General features: G+C 65.1%; 25 protein-coding genes and 1 other RNA gene. 12 read left to right on the top strand and 14 right to left on the bottom strand.

All coding sequences use genetic code 11. The features are described from left to right. Positions 1-3: 3 nt before the first annotated feature. The 3 genes from lysA to argH all read right to left on the bottom strand — a co-directional run bounded on the left by lysA (position 4) and on the right by argH (position 3,208). Positions 4-1,278 carry a diaminopimelate decarboxylase gene (lysA, locus tag AC6IY7_RS09225; protein ID WP_497782749.1) on the bottom strand — a complete coding sequence of 425 codons (1,275 nt, stop codon included), beginning with the start codon at positions 1,276-1,278 and terminating at the stop codon, positions 4-6. Positions 1,279-1,288: 10 nt separating this feature from the next. Beyond that, positions 1,289-1,558, bottom strand: coding sequence for an LPS translocon maturation chaperone LptM (lptM, locus tag AC6IY7_RS09220; RefSeq protein WP_497782748.1), 270 nt, complete (start codon positions 1,556-1,558; stop codon positions 1,289-1,291). 264 nt (positions 1,559-1,822) lie between these two features. Further along, positions 1,823-3,208 (bottom strand): argininosuccinate lyase, encoded by a 1,386-nt coding sequence (argH, locus tag AC6IY7_RS09215; protein WP_497782747.1) that lies wholly within the window; start codon positions 3,206-3,208, stop codon positions 1,823-1,825. A 22-nt stretch (positions 3,209-3,230) separates the two neighbouring features. Between argH and tlpA the strand changes: the two genes are divergently transcribed. Together tlpA and AC6IY7_RS09205 are read left to right on the top strand one after the other, a co-directional pair. Further along, positions 3,231-3,905, top strand: coding sequence for a thiol:disulfide interchange protein TlpA (gene tlpA, locus AC6IY7_RS09210; RefSeq protein WP_497782746.1), 675 nt, complete (start codon positions 3,231-3,233; stop codon positions 3,903-3,905). Between the two features lie 22 nt (positions 3,906-3,927). Next, entirely contained in the window at positions 3,928-4,500 is a 573-nt protein-coding gene (locus AC6IY7_RS09205) for an NUDIX hydrolase (RefSeq protein WP_497782745.1), read from the top strand. A 181-nt stretch (positions 4,501-4,681) separates the two neighbouring features. On the opposite strand, the gene grxD is transcribed toward AC6IY7_RS09205, so the two are convergent. The 3 genes from grxD to purL all read right to left on the bottom strand — a co-directional run bounded on the left by grxD (position 4,682) and on the right by purL (position 7,550). Then, positions 4,682-5,026: a Grx4 family monothiol glutaredoxin gene (gene grxD, locus AC6IY7_RS09200; RefSeq protein ID WP_497782744.1), complete on the bottom strand. Its 345-nt coding sequence runs from the start codon at positions 5,024-5,026 to the stop codon at positions 4,682-4,684. 75 nt (positions 5,027-5,101) lie between these two features. Continuing rightward, the gene (locus AC6IY7_RS09195; protein ID WP_497782743.1) at positions 5,102-5,332 is read right to left on the bottom strand and encodes a BolA/IbaG family iron-sulfur metabolism protein; all 231 of its coding nucleotides are present in this window, start codon (positions 5,330-5,332) and stop codon (positions 5,102-5,104) included. Then, positions 5,313-7,550 carry a phosphoribosylformylglycinamidine synthase subunit PurL gene (gene purL / locus AC6IY7_RS09190; RefSeq protein ID WP_497782742.1) on the bottom strand — a complete coding sequence of 746 codons (2,238 nt, stop codon included), beginning with the start codon at positions 7,548-7,550 and terminating at the stop codon, positions 5,313-5,315. Before purL ends, AC6IY7_RS09195 begins: the two co-directional genes overlap by 20 nt. A gap of 366 nt (positions 7,551-7,916) precedes the next feature. Here purL and AC6IY7_RS09185 point away from each other — a divergent pair, with 366 nt between their 5' ends. Both AC6IY7_RS09185 and AC6IY7_RS09180 read left to right on the top strand, forming a co-directional pair. After that, entirely contained in the window at positions 7,917-9,638 is a 1,722-nt protein-coding gene (locus AC6IY7_RS09185) for an OmpW family outer membrane protein (RefSeq protein ID WP_497782741.1), read from the top strand. Positions 9,639-9,821: 183 nt separating this feature from the next. Continuing rightward, positions 9,822-10,928: a DGQHR domain-containing protein gene (locus tag AC6IY7_RS09180; RefSeq protein WP_497782740.1), complete on the top strand. Its 1,107-nt coding sequence runs from the start codon at positions 9,822-9,824 to the stop codon at positions 10,926-10,928. 72 nt (positions 10,929-11,000) lie between these two features. Here the strand turns inward: AC6IY7_RS09180 and AC6IY7_RS09175 are convergent, their stop codons facing one another. The 7 genes from AC6IY7_RS09175 to AC6IY7_RS09145 all read right to left on the bottom strand — a co-directional run bounded on the left by AC6IY7_RS09175 (position 11,001) and on the right by AC6IY7_RS09145 (position 14,369). Next, positions 11,001-11,201: a DUF4169 family protein gene (locus tag AC6IY7_RS09175; RefSeq protein WP_497782739.1), complete on the bottom strand. Its 201-nt coding sequence runs from the start codon at positions 11,199-11,201 to the stop codon at positions 11,001-11,003. Positions 11,202-11,207: 6 nt separating this feature from the next. Then, a complete protein-coding gene (locus tag AC6IY7_RS09170; RefSeq protein WP_497782738.1) occupies positions 11,208-11,765 on the bottom strand; it encodes an SspB family protein in 558 nt (185 codons plus the stop codon). 45 nt (positions 11,766-11,810) lie between these two features. After that, positions 11,811-12,187, bottom strand: a transfer-messenger RNA (tmRNA) gene (ssrA, locus tag AC6IY7_RS09165). A gap of 118 nt (positions 12,188-12,305) precedes the next feature. After that, complete coding sequence (locus AC6IY7_RS09160; protein WP_497782737.1) at positions 12,306-12,638, bottom strand: ComEA family DNA-binding protein; 333 nt, start codon at positions 12,636-12,638, stop codon at positions 12,306-12,308. Positions 12,639-12,798: 160 nt separating this feature from the next. Further along, entirely contained in the window at positions 12,799-13,017 is a 219-nt protein-coding gene (locus tag AC6IY7_RS09155; RefSeq protein ID WP_497782736.1) for a hypothetical protein, read from the bottom strand. After that, on the bottom strand, positions 13,014-13,619 hold the full coding sequence (gene pth, locus AC6IY7_RS09150) for an aminoacyl-tRNA hydrolase (protein WP_497782735.1): 606 nt from the start codon (positions 13,617-13,619) through the stop codon (positions 13,014-13,016). Before pth ends, AC6IY7_RS09155 begins: the two co-directional genes overlap by 4 nt. Before the next feature lie 60 nt (positions 13,620-13,679). Next, entirely contained in the window at positions 13,680-14,369 is a 690-nt protein-coding gene (locus AC6IY7_RS09145; protein ID WP_497782734.1) for a 50S ribosomal protein L25/general stress protein Ctc, read from the bottom strand. 244 nt (positions 14,370-14,613) lie between these two features. Here AC6IY7_RS09145 and AC6IY7_RS09140 point away from each other — a divergent pair, with 244 nt between their 5' ends. From AC6IY7_RS09140 to AC6IY7_RS09110, 7 genes are all read left to right on the top strand, one after another. After that, entirely contained in the window at positions 14,614-14,958 is a 345-nt protein-coding gene (locus AC6IY7_RS09140) for an ArsR/SmtB family transcription factor (protein WP_497782733.1), read from the top strand. After that, entirely contained in the window at positions 14,942-15,844 is a 903-nt protein-coding gene (locus AC6IY7_RS09135; protein WP_497782732.1) for an SRPBCC family protein, read from the top strand. The genes AC6IY7_RS09140 and AC6IY7_RS09135 overlap by 17 nt, the downstream gene beginning before the upstream one ends. A gap of 9 nt (positions 15,845-15,853) precedes the next feature. Then, complete coding sequence (locus AC6IY7_RS09130; protein ID WP_497782731.1) at positions 15,854-16,819, top strand: SRPBCC family protein; 966 nt, start codon at positions 15,854-15,856, stop codon at positions 16,817-16,819. A gap of 36 nt (positions 16,820-16,855) precedes the next feature. Beyond that, the gene (locus AC6IY7_RS09125) at positions 16,856-17,269 is read left to right on the top strand and encodes a VOC family protein (protein ID WP_497782730.1); all 414 of its coding nucleotides are present in this window, start codon (positions 16,856-16,858) and stop codon (positions 17,267-17,269) included. A gap of 114 nt (positions 17,270-17,383) precedes the next feature. Then, positions 17,384-17,797 carry a VOC family protein gene (locus tag AC6IY7_RS09120; RefSeq protein WP_497782729.1) on the top strand — a complete coding sequence of 138 codons (414 nt, stop codon included), beginning with the start codon at positions 17,384-17,386 and terminating at the stop codon, positions 17,795-17,797. Positions 17,798-17,854: 57 nt separating this feature from the next. Continuing rightward, positions 17,855-18,400 carry an SRPBCC family protein gene (locus AC6IY7_RS09115; protein WP_497782728.1) on the top strand — a complete coding sequence of 182 codons (546 nt, stop codon included), beginning with the start codon at positions 17,855-17,857 and terminating at the stop codon, positions 18,398-18,400. Then, positions 18,397-18,879 (top strand): VOC family protein, encoded by a 483-nt coding sequence (locus AC6IY7_RS09110; protein WP_497782727.1) that lies wholly within the window; start codon positions 18,397-18,399, stop codon positions 18,877-18,879. Before AC6IY7_RS09115 ends, AC6IY7_RS09110 begins: the two co-directional genes overlap by 4 nt. On the opposite strand, the gene AC6IY7_RS09105 is transcribed toward AC6IY7_RS09110, so the two are convergent. Then, the gene (locus AC6IY7_RS09105; protein ID WP_497782726.1) at positions 18,864-20,270 is read right to left on the bottom strand and encodes a cytochrome P450; all 1,407 of its coding nucleotides are present in this window, start codon (positions 20,268-20,270) and stop codon (positions 18,864-18,866) included. The genes AC6IY7_RS09110 and AC6IY7_RS09105 overlap by 16 nt on opposite strands. A gap of 241 nt (positions 20,271-20,511) precedes the next feature. Between AC6IY7_RS09105 and AC6IY7_RS09100 the strand changes: the two genes are divergently transcribed. Next, positions 20,512-22,179, top strand: coding sequence for an acyl-CoA dehydrogenase family protein (locus tag AC6IY7_RS09100; RefSeq protein WP_497782725.1), 1,668 nt, complete (start codon positions 20,512-20,514; stop codon positions 22,177-22,179). Positions 22,180-22,716: the final 537 nt, after the last annotated feature.

Below are 22,716 nucleotides of genomic sequence, written 5' to 3'. Positions count from 1 at the left end.
GCCTTATTTCCGCAGCCACTCCGGCACGGCGTCCAGCGCGATGAGTTGCTCCACGCTCGGGCGTTCGCGCACCACGGCCCATTCGGCGCCGTCGACGAGAACCTCCGGCACGAGCGGGCGGCTGTTGTAGGTCCCCGCCTGCACTGCGCCATAGGCGCCGGCCGTCAGAATGGCCAATAGATCACCCTGCGCCGGCTCCGGGATGGAGCGCCCGAGCGCGATATAATCGCCCGTCTCGCAGACCGGCCCGACGACATCGGCGATCATGCGCGGATGCGTCGGCGCAGCCTGCGCGACCGGGATCAGCTCATGCCAGGCGTCATAGAGCGTCGGGCGGACGAGATCATTCATGCCGGCGTCGACGATGACGAAAGACTTGGCCTCGCCCTGCTTCACATAGAGCACGCGCGTGACCAATATTCCCGAATTGCCGACGATGAGCCGCCCCGGCTCGAACAGCAATTTGCACCCCAGCCCCGCCATATGCCGGCGCACGATCTCGGCGTAGCGATCCGGGTGATAGGAGGCCGGGTCCTCGCCCTCGTGATAGGGAATGCCGAGCCCGCCGCCGAGATCGACATGGGAGATTTTGTGCCCATCGGCGCGCAGCCCCGCGACCAGCTCGGCGAGCAGCGAGAAAGCCTCGTCGAAGGGCGAAAGATCGGTGATCTGCGAGCCGATATGCATATCGACGCCCGTGACCTCTATGCCGGGCAGCTTCGCCGCATGGGCGTAGATTTCGCGCGCGCGCGACAGCGGTACGCCGAATTTATTCTCGGCGAGGCCGGTCGAAATCTTGGCGTGGGTCTTGGCGTCGACGTCCGGATTGACGCGCAGCGAAATATGCGCGCGCTTGTCCCTAGCGGAGGCGATGCGGGAGATCTCGGCGAGCTCGGGCTCGGATTCCACATTGAAGCAGAAAATGCCCTCGTCGATCGCGAGCGCGATCTCGGCCTGCGTCTTGCCGACGCCGGAAAAAGTGATCTTGCTCGCCGGAACGCCGGCGGCGCGGGCGCGCTTCAGTTCGCCGCTGGAGACGACGTCCATTCCGGCGCCGAGGCCGGCCAGCAGCGTCAGCACGGCCTGGTTGGAATTGGCCTTCAGCGCATAGCAGACCAGCGCGTCGAGGCCGGCGAAGGCCGCCGAGAAGACCTGGAAATGCCGGCGGATCGTCGTCGCCGAATAGCAATAGAAGGGCGTTCCGACCTGCTCGGCGATCTTCGCCAACGGAACATCGTCGGCGTGCAGCGCGCCGGCGCGATAGTCGAAGTGATGCATGTGGCTCGTTTCAGTCCAGCAGAGGATCGAGGATGAAGGGATATTGCTCCGGCGGCCGATAGCCCGGCGTGCCGGGGATATATTCCACCGCCTTCACATCCTCGGCGACCGGCGTCTTACCGCCGACGGGCGTCAGCGTCGTCTTCTGCACGACCACGGCCTTGGGCCGCGCCGCGACCTCTGGCGGATAGTCGAGCGCGCCGCGCCGCCCGCAACCGGAGAGCGCGAGCGCGAGGATCAGAAGCGTCGCCGCCGAACGCGGCCGGAACAGATCAGCCATAAATCTCATCTCATCGGAGCCGGATCGGGCCGGCACTATAGACGAAAGCGCGCGGATGACGAGACCGCGCGCTCTCACGATTCGGGACGATCGTGAAGGGGCGTCACCTTCGTCCTCATGCCGAGGAGGTCGCAAAGCGACCGTCTCGAAGCACGAAAGCGAGCTCCAGAAGGCCGCGCTGACGGTTTCCCCGTCCTTCGAGACGGGGCCTGCGGCCGCTCCTCAGGATGAGGAAACCTTCACCCGACTAGTCTGCGCTCTCTTCTACTTCTTCGCCAATTGCTTCAGCCAGCGCCGCGCCTGCTTGCGCACATTCTCCGGCGCCGTGCCGCCATAGCTCACCCGGCTCTTCACCGACTTCTCGACGCCGAGCACGCTGAACACATCCGCGGTGATGCGCGGCTCGACCTCCTGCATCGTCTCCAGCGGCAGCTTCTCGAGCCCCACATTGCGCTCGGCCGCGATTCCGACGATGCGGCCCGTCACATGATGCGCCTCGCGGAACGGAAGACCCAGCGCGCGCACCAGCCAATCGGCGAGATCGGTGGCCGTGGCGTAGCCGGCGCCGGCAGCCTTGCGCATGCGCGGACGATCGACGCTCATGTCGCGAATCATGCCGGCCATCGCCGCCACGCAGAGCGCAAAACTGTCGAGCGCGTCGAATGTGCCTTCCTTATCCTCCTGCATATCCTTGGAATAGGCGAGCGGCAGGCCCTTCATCACCACCAGCATCGCCTGCAGCGCGCCGATGATGCGTCCCGTCTTGCCGCGCACCAGCTCGGCCGCGTCGGGATTGCGCTTCTGCGGCATGATGGAGGAGCCGGTGGTGAATTTGTCGGAGAGCGCGACAAAGGCGAATTGCGAGGTCGTCCACAGCACGATCTCCTCCGCGAAACGCGAGAGATGCGTCGCGGCGATCGCCATCGCCGAAAGCGTCTCCAGCACGAAGTCGCGATCGGAGACGCTATCCAAGGAATTCGCCGTCGGCCGCGCGAAGCCGAGCGCCTTGGCCGTCTTCTCGCGATCGATGGGGAAGGAGGTGCCGGCCAGCGCCGCCGCGCCGAGCGGCGATTCGTTCAGCCGCGCGCGGGCGTCGGCAAAGCGGCCGCGGTCGCGCGACAGCATCTCGACATAGGCGAGCAAATGATGCCCGAAAGTGACGGGCTGGGCCGATTGCAGATGGGTGAAGCCGGGCATCACGCTGCCGGCCTCCTCCAGCGCCTTCTCGGCGAGGGCCTGCTGGAGATCGGCGAGCTGCGCGTCTATGTCGTCGATCGCGTCGCGCACATAGAGGCGAAAGTCGGTCGCCACCTGGTCGTTGCGTGAGCGCGCCGTATGCAGCCGTCCGGCCGCCGGGCCGATGAGCTCGGCGAGCCGCGACTCGACATTCATATGAATGTCCTCGAGCGCGCGCGAGAAGATGAAGCGCCCCTCCTCGATTTCGCCGCGGATTTGTTCTAGACCACGTGTGATGGCGGCGGCGTCCTCGGGCGCGACTATGCCGGTTTCGGCCAGCATGGCGACATGCGCGAGCGAGCCTCTCACGTCCTGTGGACCGAGGCGCTTGTCGAAATCGATGGAGACATTGATCGCCTCCAGAATCGCGTCGGTTGCGCTTTGAAAGCGGCCGCCCCATATTTTGCTCGTCATAACTCCTCGCGGAACAGGATCGATGACCGACCAGATGGAAAGCTCCAGCCGAGGCAATCTGCCGAAAATCGCGGGCGCGACTCTCGTCGTCGCCGCCATCGCAGGCGTTCTATACGTGAACGGCGGCGGTAGCGACAAGACGAGCGCGGTGAGTGAGGCCTGCGCCGCCTCCCGCGACACCTCGCAGCGCGTGTCGGCGCTCGCCAAGGGCGAGGTCGCGGCCATGGCCATCGCCAATGCGCCCGAGCCTATGCCGGAGGTGACCTTCACCGGGCCGGACGGCCAACCGCGCAAGCTCGAGGATTTCAAGGGCAAGACCGTGCTGCTCAATCTATGGGCCACATGGTGCGTGCCCTGCCGCAGCGAGATGGCTGCGCTCGACCGTCTTCAGGCGGCGGCCGGCTCGGACAAGTTCGAGGTGGTGACGATCAATGTCGACACCTCGAGGCTCGAGCGGCCCAAGGCCTTCCTCGGCGAAATCGGCGCGAAGAATCTCGCCTATTACGCCGACCCCAAGGCGGAAATCTTCTTCCAGCTGCGCCAGAGCGGTCAGGCGCTGGGCCTGCCGACGACCTTTCTCATCGACGGCTCCGGCTGCCAGATCGGCCTGATGCAGGGCCCGGCCAATTGGGATTCGGAAGAGGGCCGCTCGCTGGTCCTGCGCACGGCGGAGCTCTCCTCGCAGCCGACGCCTTGAGGACGGCCTTGAGGGCGATCGCTTGACCGACGACATCGTGCGGCCATGGGAGGTCCGCTCGTCGCGGACGCTCCTCCGCGACCGCTGGATCAATCTGCGCGCGGACCATTGCGTGACGCGGCGCGGCGTCTCGCTCGATCCCTATTATGTGCTGGAATATGACGACTGGGTCCATGTCGTCGCCCTGGACGACGAAGACCGTCTTTTGATGGTTCGGCAATATCGCCACGGCGTCGGCGCGGCGTCGCTGGAGCTGCCGGGCGGCAAGCTGGACCCACATGAGAGCGACCCTGTGGCCGCCGGCGCGCGCGAATTGCTGGAAGAAACCGGACACGCCGCGCCATCATTGCGACATTTGGCGCGTCTGTCGCCCAATCCGGCGACCCACACCAATTGGATTCATGTCCTCTATGGCGAGGGCGCGAAAGAGAGCGCGCCTTTGAATCTCGATAGCGGCGAGGACATAGTCGTCGAGCGCATTCCTTGGCGCGCGGCGTTGGAGCTGGCCCTCGGCGGCGGGATCGTCAACAGCCAGCATGTCGGGCTGCTGGTCATCGCTTTGGCGCAGGCCAAAGGCGTCAAAATCGGCGGATGACAGCGCGTGTGCGCGCTCTCCTTCTCCCACTCGTGGGAGAAGGTGGCCCGGCGCAGCCGGGTCGGATGAGGGTCCATCCGACCCGCGCACTATTCTCGACGAGCCCTCATCCGACCCTCGCTGACGCGAGGGCCACCTTCTCCCGCGAGCGGGAGAAGGGAGAACACCGAGGCGCCCCCCGTCAGGCCTTGGCCGTCTGGGCGTGGGCGATGCCTTCCTTGTCGAAGAGCGCGACCAGCTCGCCGGACTGGAACATCTCGCGGGTGATGTCGCAGCCGCCGACGAACTCGCCCTTCACATAGAGCTGGGGAATGGTCGGCCATTGCGAATAGGCCTTGATGCCGTCCCGAATGAAGGGGTCGGCGAGCACATTGACGCTCTTGAAGGGAACGCCGACGTGGCCGAGAATCTGGCAGACCTGCATGGAGAAGCCGCATTGCGGAGAGGCGGGCGTGCCCTTCATGAACAGCACGACATCGGCGCTGTCGATCTCGTTCTTGATCGCGGCAGTGGTGGAATCGGACATGGGAGTACCTCGTCTAGCGGAATTCAAGGTTCCGTTGCACGCGGCCCGGCGAGCCCCGCCGGGCGCAGAAACGATTTATAGAGCGATCGTCGTCAACGCCAAAGCGTGCAGCTCGCCGCCGAGGCGCTCGCCGAATGCCTTGTTGACCATCTGATGCTGCTGCACGCGGCTCTTGCCGCGGAACGCCTCCGACTTCACCGAGGCGGCCCAATGATCGCCGTCGTCGGCGAGCGCGGTGATCTCGATCACGGCGTCCGGAATGGCCACCTTGATGAGACGCTCGATTTCAGTTCTTTCCATCGCCATTGCGCTTCGACCTCCTGAAGCCTCGAGCGAAGGCGTCCTCCTTGCCGGCCATATAGGCCGGCAGCGGCGCCTCCTGCGCATGTTGCATATCACAAAGCAATATCGGCGCCTCTCCGGGCAGATGCAACTCGTTTCCGCCGGTCACGCCCAGGGCGAGGACCTCGACCCCCGCCGCCTTCGCATCCTTCTCGATCGCCTCCGCCTCCGCGGGCTCGGCCACGATCAGGAAGCGCGCCTGATCCTCGCCGAAGAGGACCGCATGGGCGGGCCCCGCGGGCAGGCGCGCGATCGTCGCGCCGACGCCGCCGGCGATCGCCATTTCCGCGAGCGCCACGGCGAGCCCGCCATCCGAGAGATCATGCGCGGCGAGCGCCCGCTGCTCGAGCACGAGCGCGCGGACGAAATCGCCATTGCGCTTCTCGGCCGAAAGATCGACCGGCGGCGGCGCGCCGTCGCGGCGACCCGCGAGATCCCGCAGATAGAGCGACTGGCCGAGCCAGCCTCTCGTCGCGCCGACCAGCAGAATCGTCTTGCCGCCCCCGGGCAGAGCGATCGTCGCGGCGAGCGCCACATCGGAGATCACGCCGACGCCGCCGATCGCCGGGGTCGGCAGAATGCCCGTACCCTGCGTCTCATTGTAGAGCGAGACATTGCCGGAGACGATCGGGAAGTCGAGCGCCCGCGCCGCCTCGCCAATGCCTTCGAGGCAGCCGACGAACTGGCCCATGATCTCGGGCTTTTCGGGATTGCCGAAATTGAGATTGTCGGTGAGCGCCAGAGGCTGACCGCCGCGCGCCGAAATATTACGCCAGGCCTCCGCGACAGCTTGGCGGCCGCCCTCTGCCGGATCGGCCGCGCAATAGCGCGCCGTGACGTCAGTGGTCAGCACCAAGCCTTTGCGCCCGTCGCGGATGCGCACGACGGCGGCGTCGCCGCCCGGCGCGCGCACCGTATTGCCGAGGATCAGATGATCATATTGCTCCCACACCCAACGCTTGGAGCAGAGGTCCGGCGTGGCCAGCAGGGCGAGCAGCGCTTGCGCGTTGGAGCCGACCGGCGCGATCGAAGCCGCATCGAGAACCGGCGGCTTGGGCGTCGGGACATGGGGGCGATCGTAGAGCGGAGCCTCGTCGCCGAGCTCCTTGATCGGCAGATCGGCCTCGACGACGCCCTTATGCTTGACGACGAAGCGCAGATTATCTGTGGTCTTGCCGATAATGGCGAAATCGAGGCCCCATTTCACGAAAATGGCCTCGGCCTCTTTCTCCTGCTCGGGCTTCAGCACCATGAGCATGCGCTCCTGGCTCTCCGAGAGCATCATCTCATAGGCGGTCATGCCCGTTTCGCGGCAGGGCAGCGCGTCGAGATCGAGCTCTATGCCGAGATTGCCTTTGGCGCCCATCTCCACGGCGGAGGAGGTGAGGCCGGCCGCGCCCATGTCCTGGATCGCGATGACGGCGCCCGAGGCCATCAGCTCGAGACACGCCTCGAGCAGCAGCTTTTCCGAAAAGGGATCGCCGACCTGCACGGTCGGACGCTTCTCCTCGGCGTCGGCCTCGAAGGAGGCTGAGGCCATGCTGGCGCCGTGAATGCCGTCGCGGCCGGTCTTGGAGCCGAGATAGACGATCGGATTGCCGACGCCCGCCGCCGCCGAATAGAAGATCGAATCCGTGCGGGCGAGACCGACCGCCATGGCGTTGACGAGAATATTGCCGTCATAGGATGCGTCGAATTCGGTCGAGCCGCCCACGGTCGGCACGCCGAAGGAATTGCCATAGCCGCCGACGCCCGCGACGACGCCGGCGACGAGCCGCCGCGTCTTGGGATGCGCCGGCTGGCCGAAGCGCAGCAGATTCAGACAAGCGATCGGCCGCGCGCCCATTGTGAAGACGTCACGCAATATGCCGCCCACGCCCGTCGCCGCGCCTTGATAGGGCTCGATGAAGGAGGGGTGGTTGTGGCTCTCCATCTTGAACACGCAGGCGTCGCCGCCGCCTATGTCGATGACGCCGGCGTTCTCGCCCGGCCCTTTGATGACCCAGGGCGCCTTGGTCGGCAGCTTGCGCAGATGAATGCGCGAAGACTTGTAGGAACAATGCTCGTTCCACATGGCCGAGAATATGCCGAGCTCGGTGAGGCTCGGCGCGCGGCCGATCAGCGCGAGGATGCGCTCATATTCCTCTTGCTTCAGCCCATGCGCCAAGGCCGTTTCGAGCATTGTGTCTCCCCCGCCGGACGCGGCCTCGCCGCGGACTTCGGCTTTCTGATTCTGGCTGTCAAATCGTCGCAGTCTCGACCGAGCTTCTGAGCGGCCGGCGGCGAGCGAATCTGCCGCGATTCTCCCGATTCGGCCCGGAAAGGCCGCAGAATCCGGCGGTTCGCCCTCCGATTAATAGGATCGCCGCGCGATGGCAACAGCGGCGCCCTGTTGCCAAAGAGTCACAGCCGGCGAGAAAGAATTGTGAGACGCTGCAGTCTTTGACCTAGGTCAAGTCCTCCCGTCGAAAATCAGCGCAATTTGTTCGCCGACTCGGACAAGGACGCGCTTGGCGTCGGTCCTAAGAGCAATTGACGGGGGAGCCTGATGAGAAGTGTTTTGCGCGGCGCGCTCGCCGCATCCGTGTTGACCGCAGCGAGCGCTACGGCTCAGGCGGCCGATCTTCCCTCGCTGAAGGGCGCGCCGCTGCCGCCGCCGCCGCCGGCTTTCAGCTGGACCGGTCTCTATGGCGGCATCAACATCGGCTATGGCTTCGGCGACTCCAGCCGGGAGACGGGATCGCTCGGCTATATTTCGCCCGGCTCGCTGGCGCCGGTCACGCCGCTGGGCTCGGCCTGGAACGCCTCGCAAGATCTGCACGGCGTCGTCGGCGGCGGACAGGTCGGCTATAATTATCAGATCTCGCCCTGGCTCGTTCTCGGCCTCGAGGCCGACATTCAGGCCACGGACGTGGAGAGCAAGGCGAAATCGGCGATCGGCGTCTTCGACGCCACCGGCGCGCATCTGCAGACCGCCGATTCGACGAAAGCCGTCGACTGGTTCGGCACTGTCCGCGCCCGCGTCGGCTTCACTCTGCCGTCCATACCCAATCTGCTGATCTATGGCACGGGCGGCTTCGCCTATGGCCAGGTGATCCACAATGTCGGCTTCGCGGATAATTTCGCCGCCGTAGGCGCCGGCTTCGCCGGGGCCGCCGTCGGCCATGGCTATTCCGACGACACGCGCACCGGCTGGACGGCGGGCGGCGGCGTCGAATGGTCGCCCTCGCAATTCCCGGCCTGGTCGATCAAGGCCGAATATCTCTATGTCGATCTCGGCTCGACCAACGCCAATTCTGTCGCGCTGAACGGCGGCACGGCGGCGATCATCGGCACGACGACTCCCGTCTTCGCCGCGACGCAGAATTCGCCGACCCGCTTCCACAATGTGCGCGTCGGCCTCAACTGGCACTTCGATCCCTTCGCGCCCGGCCTCGTCTCCTATTCGGGCGCCGGTCTGCCGTCGCAGAAGGACGCGCCGCCGCCGGCCTTCGTCGACAGCTATCAGCCCTTCCAGGTTCGCCTGAAGGTCGCGGGCGTCGTTCCGCTCGATGGCCATGGCACGGTCTATGATCAGGGCATCGCCCATCCCGCCCTCGGCTCCATCGGCCGTCTCTCGGGCCTCACCGGCGCCAATGGCGTCATCGCGGGCGCGAGCACCAACACCTCGACATCGATCATCCCCATGCTCGATGTGGCCTATTACCTCACCAAAAATTGGGCGATCGAGGCGATCTGCTGCATGGCGCCGCATCACATCCAGGGCACCGGCACGATCGCCAGCGACTTCGCCCGCGCCTGGCTGTTCCCGCCGTCCATCATGGCGCAGTATCACTTCACCAATTTCGGCCAGTTCCAGCCCTATCTCGGCGTTGGCGCGAATTTCACGACATTCTGGGGCACGCGCGTCAACAACGACGTCTGGGGCATCGCCTTCGCGCCGGGCTCGACGCTGGCCGGTCTCGGCCTGCCCGGAGCGCTCGCCACCTTCCAATGGGCGACTGTCGCGCCCTCTTGGGGCGTGGTCGGGCAAGCCGGCTTCGACTATATGTTCACCGAACATTGGGGCGTGAACGTCGACTTCAAATATATCGGACTGCATCCGATGGTTCACTCGACGGCCGTCGCTTTCGTGCCGGGGGCGCCGGCGCTCGGACCGATCTTCGTCCCGGTCAAAGTGTCGCTGCCGATCAATCCCATCGTGATCTCGGCCGGCATCACCTATCGCTTCGGCGGCGGCCTGCTGCAGCCCGTGCTCGCCAAATATTGAGCGGCCCGCAAATCGAGACAAATCAAACCGGCTCCGAAAGGGGCCGGTTTTTTTGTCGGGTAGAATGCGATTCGCCTTGTTCTTTGCCGCCTCCTCGCTAGGATTTGGCCGGTTACGTGTTCGATTCGGTGCAATGCGACGATTCGCCGGCCTATCCGGCGCGTTTTCCCGAAGGACCAGAACATGGAAAATCCGATCGACGCGCCCTCTTCCGATCAGGCCGAGCCGAGCGAGGTCGACCCTGTGCTCGACGCGGCGCTTCCGGACGAGCGCGCCGAGGAGACGGATGCTCCGCGACGGAAGGGCGAGGCGGGCTTCGCCGCGGCCCCCGCCCTGCTCGTCACCCAGGGCCGGCACCGCTTCTACACGCTGGTGCTGCCGAGCGATCTGCTCGCCGCCACCTGCACGGTGGAGGCGCGGCTCGAAAATCCCATAGACGGGTTCCAGCGCCTGCTCGACAAGAAACGCGCGAGAGAGATCGCCGATTATGTCGACAGCGGCTTCGGCAGCGTGCCGAGCGCGATCATTCTCTCCGCGCAGCCGCGCGCGCAGCTTCATTTCGACCGCAAGAGCGGCGAGCTGACCTTCCGCAAGGACCCGCGCTCCTTCCTCATCATCGACGGGCAGCATCGCGTCTATGGCTTCAATCTGGCGGCCAAGAGCGTCAAAGTGCCGGTCGTCGTCTACAACAGGCTGACGCGCGCGCAGGAATGTCAGCTGTTCATGGACATCAACACCAAGCAGCGCCCCGTTCCGCCGGAGCTGCTGCTCGACATTCGCCGCCTCTCCGAATCGGAGACCGAGGCCGACGCGCTGCTGCACAATGTCTTCGACCTGTTCTCGACCGACGAGAAGAGCGTGCTCGCCGGCCTGCTCAGCCCCTCGGAGCGGCGCAAGGGCAAGATCTCGCGCGTGACCTTCAACGCCGCGCTGAAATCCATCGACGGCGCATTCGTCGACGCCGCGGCGCAGGACGTCTATCAGGTGCTCAACGCCTATTTACGGGCCTGCCTCAATGGGTTGCGCTATCATGGCGCGGAGGCGAACATCGCCAATCCTGCTCTGTTCAAGGCGCTGATCCTGCTGTTCGCCAATGTCGCCGAGCGCGTCTCGGACCGCTATGGCGGCCGCTACACGACGCAGAATTTCGAGGATATCGTGGGGCCCTTCTTCCGCAAGCTGAAGAAGAACGAGCTGCCCAAGCCCGCCACCGGCCATTTGGCGCTCTATGAATATTATCGGAAAGCGCTGAGCTCGGGCTTCTCGCTCAAGCAATGGCTGTTCGCCTGACGGGAGGCGCGCCCGAAGGCTCGCGGTCAAAAGCGCGCCGCGGATCGTGGACCGCGAGCTTTCAGGCTCGCGTCACTTCGGCCGAGATTCGGGCGGCGTATTTTCCAGCCGATGCGCGTCGAGTTTTTCTCGCTCGAGACGGGCGCTCGCTTCGCCGAGCTCGCGCTCGGCTTTCGCGCGGCCAAAGGCGATGCGATTGGCGTCGGCCTCCGCCTCTCTGGCGCGCTTGTCCCTGACCTTGCGGGCGCGTCGCAGATTGACGATCTCGCCCATGGCGAATCAGGTCTTCTTGCGGAAAGCGTCGATGGAGACGATCTTGGCGGCCTCGCTGCCGCCCTCCTCCGCCGTGGCGGGCGCCGTTTCCTGCCGCTTCTCGCTGCGGGCGGAACGCGGGCCGGGTCGCGCGGGGGTCGGCTCGCCGCTCTGCTGCGGCCGCGCCGGAAACTGAGTCGGCGCCTCGTCGCGGACGGGGGCGAGCTCGTCCACCTCCCATTTGAGGCCGAAATCGACGGAAGGGTCCGAGAAGACCGTCACCGCCTCGAAGGGCACATAGAGCTGCTCGGGAATGCTGCGAAAGGACAGGCCCACGGAGAAGCCGCGCTCGTCGACGAGGAGATTGGAATATTGATGCTGCAGGATGATCGTCATCTCCTGCGGCCATTGCTCGGCGAGACGCTTGGAGATTCTGACCCCCGGCGCTTTGGTGCGGAAGCTGATGGTGAAATGATGGTCGCCCGGCAGACGGCCGGCGGCCGCCGCATCGGCGAGAACCTTGCGCATGACGCTGCGCAGAGCGTCCTGGACGAGAAGATCGTATCTGATGAGGTCGGTGGACATGACGCGCGCCGAGAACCCCTGTTCGCTCTGCCCCGTCGGGACGAAAGTGGAGGCTTCTGTTGCCAGGCGCCTCCGAGCCCCGCCTAAAGGTGCAACCCCTCAGGACTTGAATCCCAGTACCAGCACCGCATTACGCGGCGACGGCCACCGGAGCATAGTTGTCGTTGGCAACTATAAGGTTTGACCCGATAACGGCGGTATCATGCCGAGCGAAAAAGCACCCTTTACGCCCTCGTCGATCCTATTTCGCCCCCGCCACAGGCCGCCCTGCCGAATGCAGGTCTCGCGTGACGGCCTCTGGTGGAGGCGCCGGGTACCGCCCCCGGGTCCGATAGGTTTATTACGGAGTTCGTTTATCGCCATAGCCGCCCCGAGGGACGGCAGTTCACAATATACGCATTAAGGGCCGATGCGGAAAGGGGCTGCGAGACGAAGCTTCGGCGATCTCCCCCACTTTCTGCCAAAACGGTGAAAACGCCCGCCGAGGATCGACGGGCGTTTCGAAAGGACGCGAGCCGGGGAGGACGCGTTATGCTCGCATCAGTTGTGCTTGACGGTGAGCCCGTCCTTGATCTGGGTGAACAGCGCTTCGGTCAGAATGCGGTTTTTCACCAGCTCATCCGCGGATTTATAGGGCCGGCCCTTGACGATCGCCTCGGCCAGAGTGTGCGTCAGACCCTTGACGCCGGCGAGCTGCTCCACCGTGGCGGAGTTGATGTCGAGCGGCTGGGCGACGGCGACCACCGGCTTGACCGGCGCAGTGACGGCGGCGGCCGGCCCCGCCGGAGGCTTCGCCGCGGGAGCCGTCGCGGTCTGGGCGAAAGCCGGAGCGGAAGCGAAAAGGGCGATGGCGAGAATGGCGTTGGTCTTCATGATGTCTGTCTCCTTGGACCGGGTCGTTTCCCCGATCGACGAGCGCATCATGCCGGCGCCGCGCTGAACCCGCTTTGAATGCGGCGTTCAGCTGAAATTCAGCCGCCGAGGCCGGGTTTTCTCACTTGGTTGCCGGACTTTCACTCGGCTCTCCGGGCTTTCACTTGGCTCTGAGGCAGGCGACGGCGGCGGGAAGGCAGGCCACGCCGACCATGGAGCAGGCCGCCGAGCCATCCTCCTGACGGGCGCAGACGAGGCAGCCGTCGGTCCATTCGAGGCAGGCGGGATGATCCTCGCCATAGGCTTGCGCCGGCTTCTCCTGTGCTGCGGCCGGGCTCGCGCAGAGAAGCACGAGCGCAAAGGCGGCGCGCGCGATCACGCCTCGCCGACCCGCTTGGGCGCGGCGAAGCCCGCAGCCTCTAGGGCGAGATGAATCTTGTTCTGCAGGCCGGCGTCGTCGCGTTTCACGATCAGCGCGGCATTGTCCGCCAGCGCGCCGCAGAGCGCGCGCACCCAGGGCTCCTCGCTCTTGGCGAAGTCGCCCAGCACATAGGAATGCACGCGCGCCTTGTCGCCCGGATGGCCGATGCCGAGCCGCATGCGCTTGAAATCCTGCCCGATATGCGCGCCGATCGAGCGCAGGCCATTGTGTCCGGCCGCGCCGCCGCCGATCTTCACGCGGCATTTGGCGGGCGAAAGATCGAGCTCGTCGTGAAAGACGACGACATCGCCGAGCGCGATCTTGTGAAAGCGCAGCGCCTCGCCGACCGAGCGGCCCGATTCGTTCATGTAAGTATGCGGCAGCAGCGCGAGCACGCGCTCGCCGGCGATCGTCCCCTCGCGGACGAGGCCCGAAAATCGCGCGCGCGGCGCGGAAAAGCCATGCGCGTCGGCGATCTTCTCGACCGCCATGAAGCCGATATTGTGCCGGTTCCCGGCATATTCGCGGCCGGGATTGCCGAGGCCGACGAAGAGCAGCATGGCCGATGGCTCCCAGTGACGCAGGGCGGTCGGCGCAGCGCGCGCCGACCGCCGCTCTCGTTACTTCTTCTTCTCGGGAGCCTTGGCCGGAGCCTTGGCCGGAGCCGCCTTGGCCGGAGCGCCCTTGCCCTTGGCCGGAGCCGCCGCGGCGGCGGCCGCAGCGGCGGCGGTCTCCTCGGCCGAGACCACCGGCGGCGCGATCGAGACGACGGTGAAGTTCTTGTCCGGATTGGTCGGCTTGCAATTCGGCGGCAGAGTGAAGGCCGAGATATGCAGCGCGTCGTTGAAGTCGAGCCCGGTCAGATCGCCGGTGATCGAATCCGGAATATTGTCGGCCGGCACCCACATCTCCACCGAATGGTAGACGATGTTGAGCGCGCCGCCGCGCTTCAGGCCCGGCGCCGCTTCGTGATTGATGAAATGCACCGGAACGTCGACGCGCAGGCGCGAGCCCGCCTTCAGCCGCAGGAAGTCGACATGCAGCGGGAAGTCCTTGACGACATCGAGCTGATAGTCGCGCGGAATGACGCGCTCGGGCTTTCCATCGATGTCGAGCTCGAAGATCGTCGTGAGGAAATGCCCGGCGTAGATGAGCTTGGTCAGCTCTTTCTTGTCGAGCGACAGCGGCGTCGGCGCCTCGCCGCCGCCATAGATGACTCCTGGTATACGGCCCTCACGGCGAACGCTGCGGGCGGCCCCCTTGCCTGTCCCGCTGCGCACCGTGGCCGCGAGCTTCTTGATCTCGGCCATTTCGGTGTCCTTTTTCAATGAGAAATGCGCGCTTTTCGCCTCCAGGGGTGTCGGAAACACAGCGCGCCGCTCGCGGCTTATAGGCGAGCGCAAAATGCGAGGCAAGGCCGGCTCGGCCCTCGCGCCCGTCATGCGCTTCGCGAGATCGTGGTTTTTCACCACCGAGACAGAAGCGCAGGACGCTTGACAGCGATATTCGGTATCAGTTATATAACTAATTAGTTACATATCTCACAGGTAAAATATGTCCGATCCCCTCAGCACGACCCTCGCCGCTCTGGCGGACCCGACGCGGCGGGCGATCCTCGCACGGCTCGCGCAGGGCGAAGCCTCGGTCGGCGAGCTCGCCGCGCCTTTTTCCATCAGCCAGCCGGCGGTCTCGAAGCATCTGAAAGTGCTCGAGCATGCCGGCCTCATCACCCGCGGCCGCGCCGCGCAATCGCGTCCCTGCAAGCTGGATGCGGCGCGGCTGCGCGAAGTTTCCGACTGGCTCGAGACCTATCGGCGTTTCTGGGACGAGAGCTTCGACCGGCTCGACGCCTATCTCGCGCAATTGCAAAAGGGCGACCCCGATGCTCCGAAGAACTGACGAACCCATCCCGCCGCTCGTGATCACGCGCCGCTTCACGGCTCCGCCGGCGCTCCTCTTCGACGCCTGGCTCGACCCTAAAGCCGTCGGCAGCTGGTTGTTTCGCACGCCCTCTGGACAATGCGCGCATGTCGAGATCGACGCGCGCGTCGGCGGCGGCTTCGCCATTCACGAGACGCGCGGCGAAATTCTCGCCACGCATTTCGGCGAATATATCGAGATCGAGCGCCCGGGGCGTCTCGTCTTCACCTTCGGCGTTCAGCGCGAAGGCCCTTTCACGCGCGTCGAAATCGACATTCGCCCCGACGGCGCCGGAAGCCTGCTGACGTTGACGCAATATCTGACGCCGGAATGGGCGCCGAAATCCTTCGCTTTCCGTTCGGGCTGGACCGGATGCCTCGAAGGCCTCGCGCGCGAGCTGGGCGAAGCGGATGCGCCGCATCGGCTCATCCTGCTGCGCACATTCGAGGCGCCGCGCGCGCTGGTCTTCAAATGCTGGACCGAGCCGCAGCATATGATGCGCTGGCTCTGCCCGGCGACATTCAGCGTGCTCTTCGTCGAGAATGAATTGCGCGTCGGCGGCAAATGGCGCGCCGGAATGCGCTCGCCCGAGGGCGAGGAGTTCATCCATCACGGCGAATATCTCGAGATCGAGACGCCCGCGCGACTCGTGCTGACGCATGAATGGGAGCGCAATCACCTCGAGCCGAAAGCGCTGACGACGATCGAGGTGGAGCTCACGGAGCTGAACGGCAAGACCGACATGATCTTCGTGCAGAGTGGCCTCGCAACGGCGGAGTCTGCAGCTTCGCACCAGCATGGCTGGACCGGCGCATTCGATTATCTCGCCGAGCTCGCGCGCGAGCTCGGAGCGAAAGATCATTGAGGAGACGTCATGTCCGACGATGTTCGTATCTCGGCTCCATCGGATGTTCCCGAGATTTCCGGGACGCGCCTCTTCGACGCGCCGCGCGCGCTCGTCTTCGACGCCTTCTCCTCGGCCGATCGGCTCGCGCGATGGTTCGGGCCGAAGGGTTTTTCGCTCACGACGCAAGCCTTCGAATTCGCTCCCGGCGGAGTCTGGCGCTTCGTGATGCACGGCCCGGACGGACGCGATTACGAGAACAAGATCGTCTTTGGCGAGATACAGCGGCCGGAACGCATCGCCTATGTCCATCCGGGCGAAGACGCTGGGGATATTTCGAGGAAAGAAACGACGATCTCCTTCTTTCAGGAGGGCGAGAAGACGCGCATCGACTGGCGTATGCGCTTCCCGACGCTCGTCGAGCGCGATCGCGCCGCACGCGAATATGGCGTCGCGATCGGCCTTTCCGAAAATCTCGAACGTCTCGGCGATTTCGTCGAGGAATCGGCAGGTCCCGTCTTCGTCGCCTCGCGGCGCTTCGCCGTTCCGCGCGACCTTCTGTGGAAAGCGCTCACCGAGCCCGAGCGCATGGCGCAATGGTTCGGGCCGAAGGGCGTTCCGGTCATCGCCGCGCAAATGGATTTTCGTCCCGGCGGCTCCTATCACTATGGGCTGCGGACGCCAGACGGCGGCGCCATGTGGGGCCTCTTCGCCTATCGCGAGATCGAGGCGCCGGCGCGCATCACGCTCATCGCCTCCTTCGCCGATGAGAATCGCGGGCTCGCACGGCATCCGCTCAGCGAGACCTGGCCGCTGAAGGTCGAGACGACCTATCGATTCACGGAAAGCGACGGCGCCAGCGAGCTGACGCTGCGCGCGCGGCCCTTCGAGGCGAGCCCGGAAGAGATCGCGACTTTCGCCGGCGCGCTCGACGCCATGAGCAATGGCTGGGCCGGAACATTCGAGCAGCTCGAGAACTATCTCGTCCAGGGCTGAACGCGCCCGTCATCTTTTAATGCAAGGGAGCATCCAATGACGATAAAGCCTTATCTCTTCTTCTCGGGCCGCGCCGACGAAGCCATCGCCTTCTACCAGCAAGCGCTCGGCGCCGAGGTTCTGTTCCTCATGCGCTACGACGAAAGCCCCGAGCCGCCGCCGCCGGGCGTGCTCGCTCCCGGCTGGGAGCACAAGATCATGCATTCCTCGATCAAGATCGGCGATTCGGAAGTGTTCTTGTCGGATGGCTGTGGCAATCTCTCTCCCGGCTTCAACGGCTTCGGCGTCTCCATAGAGGCCAAGAGCGCGGCCGAGGCCGAGCGCATCTATGGCGCGCTCGCGGATGGCGGCGAAGCGCGCATGCCGCTCGGCGAGACCTTCTTCGCGGTGAGCTTCGGCATGGCGGTCGATCGCTTCGGCGTGCTGTGGATGGTCGTCGTTCCCAAGTAATGTCGTCGACCCCAAGTAATGTCATCGACGACGGTTGACGAAGCGCTTCGCGCGGACATGATCTCCCCCCACGAAACGGGCGCCCGTCCGCGGCGCTCGCAGGGGAGAGATATCATGACCGTTCAACCCTATCTGGTCTTCGACGGCCGCGCCGAAGAAGCCGCCGCCTTCTATGAGACAGCGATCGGAGCGCAGATTCAGATGCTGATGCGCTACAAGGATTCGCCTCTGGCTCCGCCGGTGGACATGATGCCGCCGGGCTGGAACGCCAAGGTGATGCATATGGCGCTGAAGATCGGCGACTCCATCGTCTTCGGCTCGGATGGCGACGGCGCCGAGAGCAGCGGCTTCAAAGGCTTCTCGCTCTCCTATGGCGCCAAGACTCTCGAGGAGGCCGAACGCGTCTTCGCGGCGCTCGCCGATGGCGGCGAGACGCAGATGCGTTTGACCAAGACCTTCTTCTCACCCGCCTTCGGCATACTCACCGATCGCTTCGGCGTTCCCTGGATGGTGGTCGTGCCGCAATGACGGCGCGCGGCGCCTGCGTGAAAGCAGGCGCCGCTCCGCCCCTTCACGAGGTTCGAAATGTTGGAAATCATCGGCGCCGGCGTCGCCCTCATCATCGCCGTCTTTCTCGTGCTGGCGGCGCGCCAGCCGGATGTCTGCCACATCGCCCGCTCCATCTTCGTCGCGGCGCCGCCGGAGCGCGTTTTCCCGCTCGTCGACGATCTGCGCGCGATGAACGAATGGAACCCCTTCGCGAAACAGCCGAGCGTGCGCAATGTGTACAGCGGGCCGGAGCGCGGCGTCGGCGCTGCCGATGATTTTTCGGGTGACGCCGGCTCCGGCTCGGGCCGCATCGAGATCGTCGAATCGATCGAGCCTGCCAAGGTCGCTCTGGCCTTGCGCATGGATCGGCCGATGAAATGCAGCAATCGCGTCGAGTTCACCATTGCGCCGCAGAACGGCGGCTCGCTCGTCACCTGGGACATGAAAGGGCGCCAGCCCTTTATCGGCAAGCTGTTCAGCCTCGTCATGAAGCCGGAAAAAATGGTCGGCGGCGCTTTCGAGCGAGGCCTCGCCGATCTCAAGACGCTCGTCGAGACGGCGCGCGAGGAGGCGGCGCAATGATCACGGCATCGAAGATCAAGCCCTGCCTCTGGTTCGACCGCGAGGGGGAAGAAGCGGCCAATTTCTATGTCTCGCTGTTCCCCGATTCGCGCGTCACCGGCGTGTCTCGCTATAGCGAGGCCGGCCCCGGAGAGCCGGGCTCGGCGATGGTCGTGACATTCGAGCTCTCCGGCCTGCCTTTCATGGCGCTGAACGGCGGCCCGGTCTTCCAATTCACGGAGGCCATCTCGCTCTCTGTCGATTGCGCGGATCAGGCCGAGGTCGACCATTATTGGGAGGCGCTCGGCGCGGGCGGCGAATATAGCCGCTGCGGCTGGCTGAAGGATCGCTACGGCCTCTCCTGGCAGATCACGCCGCGCCGCCTGCCCGAGCTGCTGAGCAGCGCCGACAGGGCCGGCGCCGCGCGCGCGATGCGCGCCATGATGGGCATGGCGAAGATCGACATTGCGGCGATCGAGGCCGCCTATGCCGAGAGCTGACGCTCCGTCCGGGCGACCGGGGCCTTTCGAGAGAGGCGCGTGACGCGCAGCGGCAGCGGCCCCTTCGGCCGCGTCGCGAAGGTCGGCGCCAGCTCCAGCCGATGGCCGGGGACCGTCTCGAAGCGAAATTCACGCAGCAGCGTCGCGACGATGGTCGCCATCTCCGTCAGCGCGAAGCCCATGCCGACGCAGATGCGCGGCCCGGCGCCGAAGGGCAGAAAGGCGTAGCGATGGCGCGCCTTCACCTGCTCCGGCGCGAAACGGTCGGGGTCGAAGCCGGTGGGATCGTCCCAGAGCTTCTCGTGCCGATGCAGGCACCAGGTCAGCACATAGATCGGCTCCTTGGCGGCGACGCGATAGGGGCCGAGCGTCGTATCCTCGCGCGGCTGGCGGCCGAGCGCCGCGAAAGGCGGGAAGAGGCGCATCGATTCCTGCAGGACCTGCCGCGTGAAGGCGAGATTTTCGACAGTCTCCGGCGTGATCTCGCCGTCGCCAGCGACGCGCTCCGCCTCCTCGCGGGCGCGCTCCTGCGTCGCCTGATCCTTGGCCAGCAGCCAGAAGGTCCAGGCCAGCGCGACGGCGGAGGTCTCGTGGCCGGCGAGCAGAAAGCCGTGGAGATTGGCGACGAGCTCGGCGTCGGTCATGACGCGCCCGCTCTCCGGGTCCTTGGCCGAGAGCAGGAGGCCGAGAATATCGCGCGTCTCCTCTTTCCGGGCGCGGCGCTCGGCGAGCAGCTTCACCGTCTCCTCATGCACGAAACGCGAGCCGGCGCGGGCGGCGAGCAGGCCCGGATAGGGCGTCCAATCCGGCGGCAGGTGGAACATCACCGCCAGCATTCGCCAGGCGAAGCTGCCGAGCACCGGCCGCAGCGCCGCGATGAAACGCTCGCCGTCGAAATTCTCCGAGGCGCCGAACACGGCCTTCTCGATGACGGCGAATGTCGTGCGCGACATGGCCTCTGTGATCTCCACCTCGGCGCCGTCGCCGAGGCGGCGCCATTCCTGCGCCTGCGCCTGCGCGCAGCGGACGAAATGGGGAACGAGCGCCAGAATATTGTCATAGCGAAAGGCCGGCGAGATGGCGCGCCGCTGCCATTTCCATTCCGCGCCTTCCGAGAAGAACAGCGTCTCGCCCTCGACCGGCCCGCGCAGCGCCTTGGCGGCGATGTCGTCGCGGCGAAAAGCGTCGGCGCGCGTGACCAGCAGCTCCTCGATCAGCTCGGGACTGACGACATAATGCATGCGCGGGAGGAGCGGCCAAACCGCATTGGCGGAGAAGAAATCGGTCCGATAGGCCTCGGGCGCATAATTCTCGAGGTAATTGCGCGACACCGCCAGATAGGACGGCTTCTCGCGCGGCGTGAAGGGGGTGAAATCGGGATCGTGAAACATGAGGCCTCCGCAATGGTCGAGCTCGGCGCCCGATGCTATCGCGGCAAAATTCGCTTTTTCTGTGATCTGGGCGCTTCTGTGATCTGACCGCCCACCCCCGTCCCGCGGGAGCGCGAATCCCGCCTCTCCGGCCCCGCCGACGCGAGCGGCGGTTGCGTCCTCCCGCAATTGGCGGCATTTAGAAAAAATCCTGTCATCCCCCCGGCCCCGCCGGGCCCGTCTTTAGAAAGAGCGAGAGAGAATGAGCGCTGCGACCGAGACCACCTCCACGACCTGGCTGCCCGAGGCGCAGGCGGCCTTCGCCTCCGTGGAGGCGCTCTATGGGCAAGCGCTCGACGCCGTCCGCGCCCGCGTCACCAAGGACGGCAAGCTCTCCAATGAGCTGATCGAGACCGAGCAGCACGCCGCCCACGGCCTCTCCTGGTTCGCCACCTATGTGCAGGGCCTGCGCGAGCTGCTCGCCTACGCCGATCGGCTCCAGGCCGAGGGCGCCTATGGCGAGGTGGAGAATCTCCTCACCCGCATCGGCTTCGCCGAATATCTGGCGCAGGTCTTCGGCGGCATTCCGATGAGCCAGGGCGAATTCGTCCGCCTCTCGGATTTCGGCCTTACGCCGGAGCAGGTCGCCGCCCGCCGCATTGCCGAGGTCGACCGGCTGATCGCCTCCGGCAACACCGCGCCCAACCGCGCCCGCCTCGCCGAGCTGATCGACCATAATGGCGCCGCCGAGACGATCGGCGCCACCGGCCTCGACGAGACGCTGGAGGCGATCCGCAGCGAGATGCGCAAATTCGCCTCCGACACTGTGACGCCCCATGCCCATGAATGGCATTTGAAGAACGATTATATTCCGCTCGAGGTGATCACTGGCCTCGCGGAGCTGGGCGTCTTCGGCCTCACCATTCCCGAGGAATATGGCGGCTCGGGCCTCGGCAAGATCGCCATGTGCGTCGTCTCCGAGGAGCTGTCCCGCGCCTATATCGGCGTCGGCTCGCTCGGCACGCGCTCGGAGATCGCGGGCGAATTGATCCTCGTCGGCGGCACGGAGGAGCAGAAGCACAAATATCTGCCCAAGATCGCCACCGGCGAAATCCTCCCCACCGCCGTCTTCACCGAGCCGAACAATGGCTCCGACCTCGCCAATCTGCGCACCCGCGCGACGCGCGAAGGCGATGTCTACAAGGTCGTCGGCAATAAGACCTGGATCACCCATCCGGTGCGCGCCGATGTGATGACGCTGCTGGTCCGCACCAATCCGAACGAGAAGGGCTATAAGGGCCTCTCCATGCTGCTGGCCGAGAAGCCGCGCGGCACGGATGAGAATCCCTTCCCGGCCAAGGGCATGACCGGCGGCGAGATCGAGGTGCTCGGCTATCGCGGCATGAAGGAATTCGAGATCGGCTTCGATAATTTCGAGGTGCCGGCCGAGAATCTTCTCGGCGGCGAGGAGGGCAAGGGCTTCAAGCAGCTCATGGAGACCTTCGAATCCGCCCGCATTCAGACGGCGGCGCGCGCGCTCGGCGTCGCCCAGGCGGCGCTCGATCTCGGCCTGCGCTACGCCAAGGAGCGCGTGCAATTCGGCAAGCCGCTGTTCGCTTTCCCACGCGTCTTCGACAAGATCGTCACAATGGCGATCGAGATTCACATCGCCCGCCAGATCACCTATTTCGCCGCCCGCGAGAAGGACGAGGGCAAGCGCTGCGATCTCGAGGCCGGCATGGCCAAGCTGCTCGGCGCGCGCGTCGCCTGGGCGGCGGCGGACAATGCGCTGCAGATTCACGGCGGCAATGGCTTCGCGCTGGAATATCCGGTCTCCCGCGTGCTCTGCGATGCGCGCATCCTCAATATTTTCGAGGGCGCGGCGGAGATTCAGGCGCAGGTGATCGCACGCCGTCTGCTGGAAGGCTGAGGCGGCGCATTGGTGGCGAGGCGGCCGCGAACCGTCTGCCTCGCCCCGGCCCCCTCGTCCAAGGAGCCCGCGCAGCGGGCGTCTCGAAGGACGGGCCAAGGGCGAACTCGTCGGCTCTTTTCCCACTCTGCTCCAGCGCTGAAACGCGGTATTATGCAGCAAACGCACTTCGTGATTTTTCAGGCATTTGGATAGCTTCTTTTGAATGACGGATTTTTAGTTCTGAATCTGCGGAAACGCATTTCATATTTTATATCGCAATGCGCAAAGACGCGCTTCGGTGCGATTCTCATATCATTTCGTGGCGTTCATTTGATGTATGTTTTTTGCCCGATGGAATCGCGCGACATTCTGATGAAATGCCAATGATAGCTCACACGTATTTTATGCGATGAATTCGCCATCCTCATTTCGAGGCAGATATGATGAGGGCCTTAGCTGATGCATATATGTCTGGAATATCCCGTGATGATCCCCTGATTATCCCTTATTTTCCTTGATATTCTAGTCGCGATGCCGCTTACCGCCTCGGCGGCC

The sequence above is a fragment of the Methylosinus sp. is20ea genome, assembly GCF_059718135.1.
This window is presented reverse-complemented; position numbering and strand designations above follow the sequence as displayed.

Excerpts from the sequence above, each read along its gene's own strand:
- lysA (WP_497782749.1), bottom strand. The coding sequence starts at position 1,278 with ATGCATCACTTCGACTATCGCGCCGGCGCGCTGCACGCCGACGATGTT.
- lptM (WP_497782748.1), bottom strand. The coding sequence starts at position 1,558 with ATGGCTGATCTGTTCCGGCCGCGTTCGGCGGCGACGCTTCTGATCCTC.
- argH (WP_497782747.1), bottom strand. The coding sequence starts at position 3,208 with ATGACGAGCAAAATATGGGGCGGCCGCTTTCAAAGCGCAACCGACGCG.
- tlpA (WP_497782746.1), top strand. The coding sequence starts at position 3,231 with ATGACCGACCAGATGGAAAGCTCCAGCCGAGGCAATCTGCCGAAAATC.
- grxD (WP_497782744.1), bottom strand. The coding sequence starts at position 5,026 with ATGTCCGATTCCACCACTGCCGCGATCAAGAACGAGATCGACAGCGCC.
- AC6IY7_RS09195 (WP_497782743.1), bottom strand. The coding sequence starts at position 5,332 with ATGGCGATGGAAAGAACTGAAATCGAGCGTCTCATCAAGGTGGCCATT.
- purL (WP_497782742.1), bottom strand. The coding sequence starts at position 7,550 with ATGCTCGAAACGGCCTTGGCGCATGGGCTGAAGCAAGAGGAATATGAG.
- AC6IY7_RS09185 (WP_497782741.1), top strand. The coding sequence starts at position 7,917 with ATGAGAAGTGTTTTGCGCGGCGCGCTCGCCGCATCCGTGTTGACCGCA.
- AC6IY7_RS09180 (WP_497782740.1), top strand. The coding sequence starts at position 9,822 with ATGGAAAATCCGATCGACGCGCCCTCTTCCGATCAGGCCGAGCCGAGC.
- AC6IY7_RS09175 (WP_497782739.1), bottom strand. The coding sequence starts at position 11,201 with ATGGGCGAGATCGTCAATCTGCGACGCGCCCGCAAGGTCAGGGACAAG.
- AC6IY7_RS09170 (WP_497782738.1), bottom strand. The coding sequence starts at position 11,765 with ATGTCCACCGACCTCATCAGATACGATCTTCTCGTCCAGGACGCTCTG.
- AC6IY7_RS09160 (WP_497782737.1), bottom strand. The coding sequence starts at position 12,638 with ATGAAGACCAACGCCATTCTCGCCATCGCCCTTTTCGCTTCCGCTCCG.
- pth (WP_497782735.1), bottom strand. The coding sequence starts at position 13,619 with ATGCTGCTCTTCGTCGGCCTCGGCAATCCCGGCCGCGAATATGCCGGG.
- AC6IY7_RS09145 (WP_497782734.1), bottom strand. The coding sequence starts at position 14,369 with ATGGCCGAGATCAAGAAGCTCGCGGCCACGGTGCGCAGCGGGACAGGC.
- AC6IY7_RS09140 (WP_497782733.1), top strand. The coding sequence starts at position 14,614 with ATGTCCGATCCCCTCAGCACGACCCTCGCCGCTCTGGCGGACCCGACG.
- AC6IY7_RS09135 (WP_497782732.1), top strand. The coding sequence starts at position 14,942 with ATGCTCCGAAGAACTGACGAACCCATCCCGCCGCTCGTGATCACGCGC.
- AC6IY7_RS09130 (WP_497782731.1), top strand. The coding sequence starts at position 15,854 with ATGTCCGACGATGTTCGTATCTCGGCTCCATCGGATGTTCCCGAGATT.
- AC6IY7_RS09125 (WP_497782730.1), top strand. The coding sequence starts at position 16,856 with ATGACGATAAAGCCTTATCTCTTCTTCTCGGGCCGCGCCGACGAAGCC.
- AC6IY7_RS09120 (WP_497782729.1), top strand. The coding sequence starts at position 17,384 with ATGACCGTTCAACCCTATCTGGTCTTCGACGGCCGCGCCGAAGAAGCC.
- AC6IY7_RS09115 (WP_497782728.1), top strand. The coding sequence starts at position 17,855 with ATGTTGGAAATCATCGGCGCCGGCGTCGCCCTCATCATCGCCGTCTTT.
- AC6IY7_RS09110 (WP_497782727.1), top strand. The coding sequence starts at position 18,397 with ATGATCACGGCATCGAAGATCAAGCCCTGCCTCTGGTTCGACCGCGAG.
- AC6IY7_RS09105 (WP_497782726.1), bottom strand. The coding sequence starts at position 20,270 with ATGTTTCACGATCCCGATTTCACCCCCTTCACGCCGCGCGAGAAGCCG.
- AC6IY7_RS09100 (WP_497782725.1), top strand. The coding sequence starts at position 20,512 with ATGAGCGCTGCGACCGAGACCACCTCCACGACCTGGCTGCCCGAGGCG.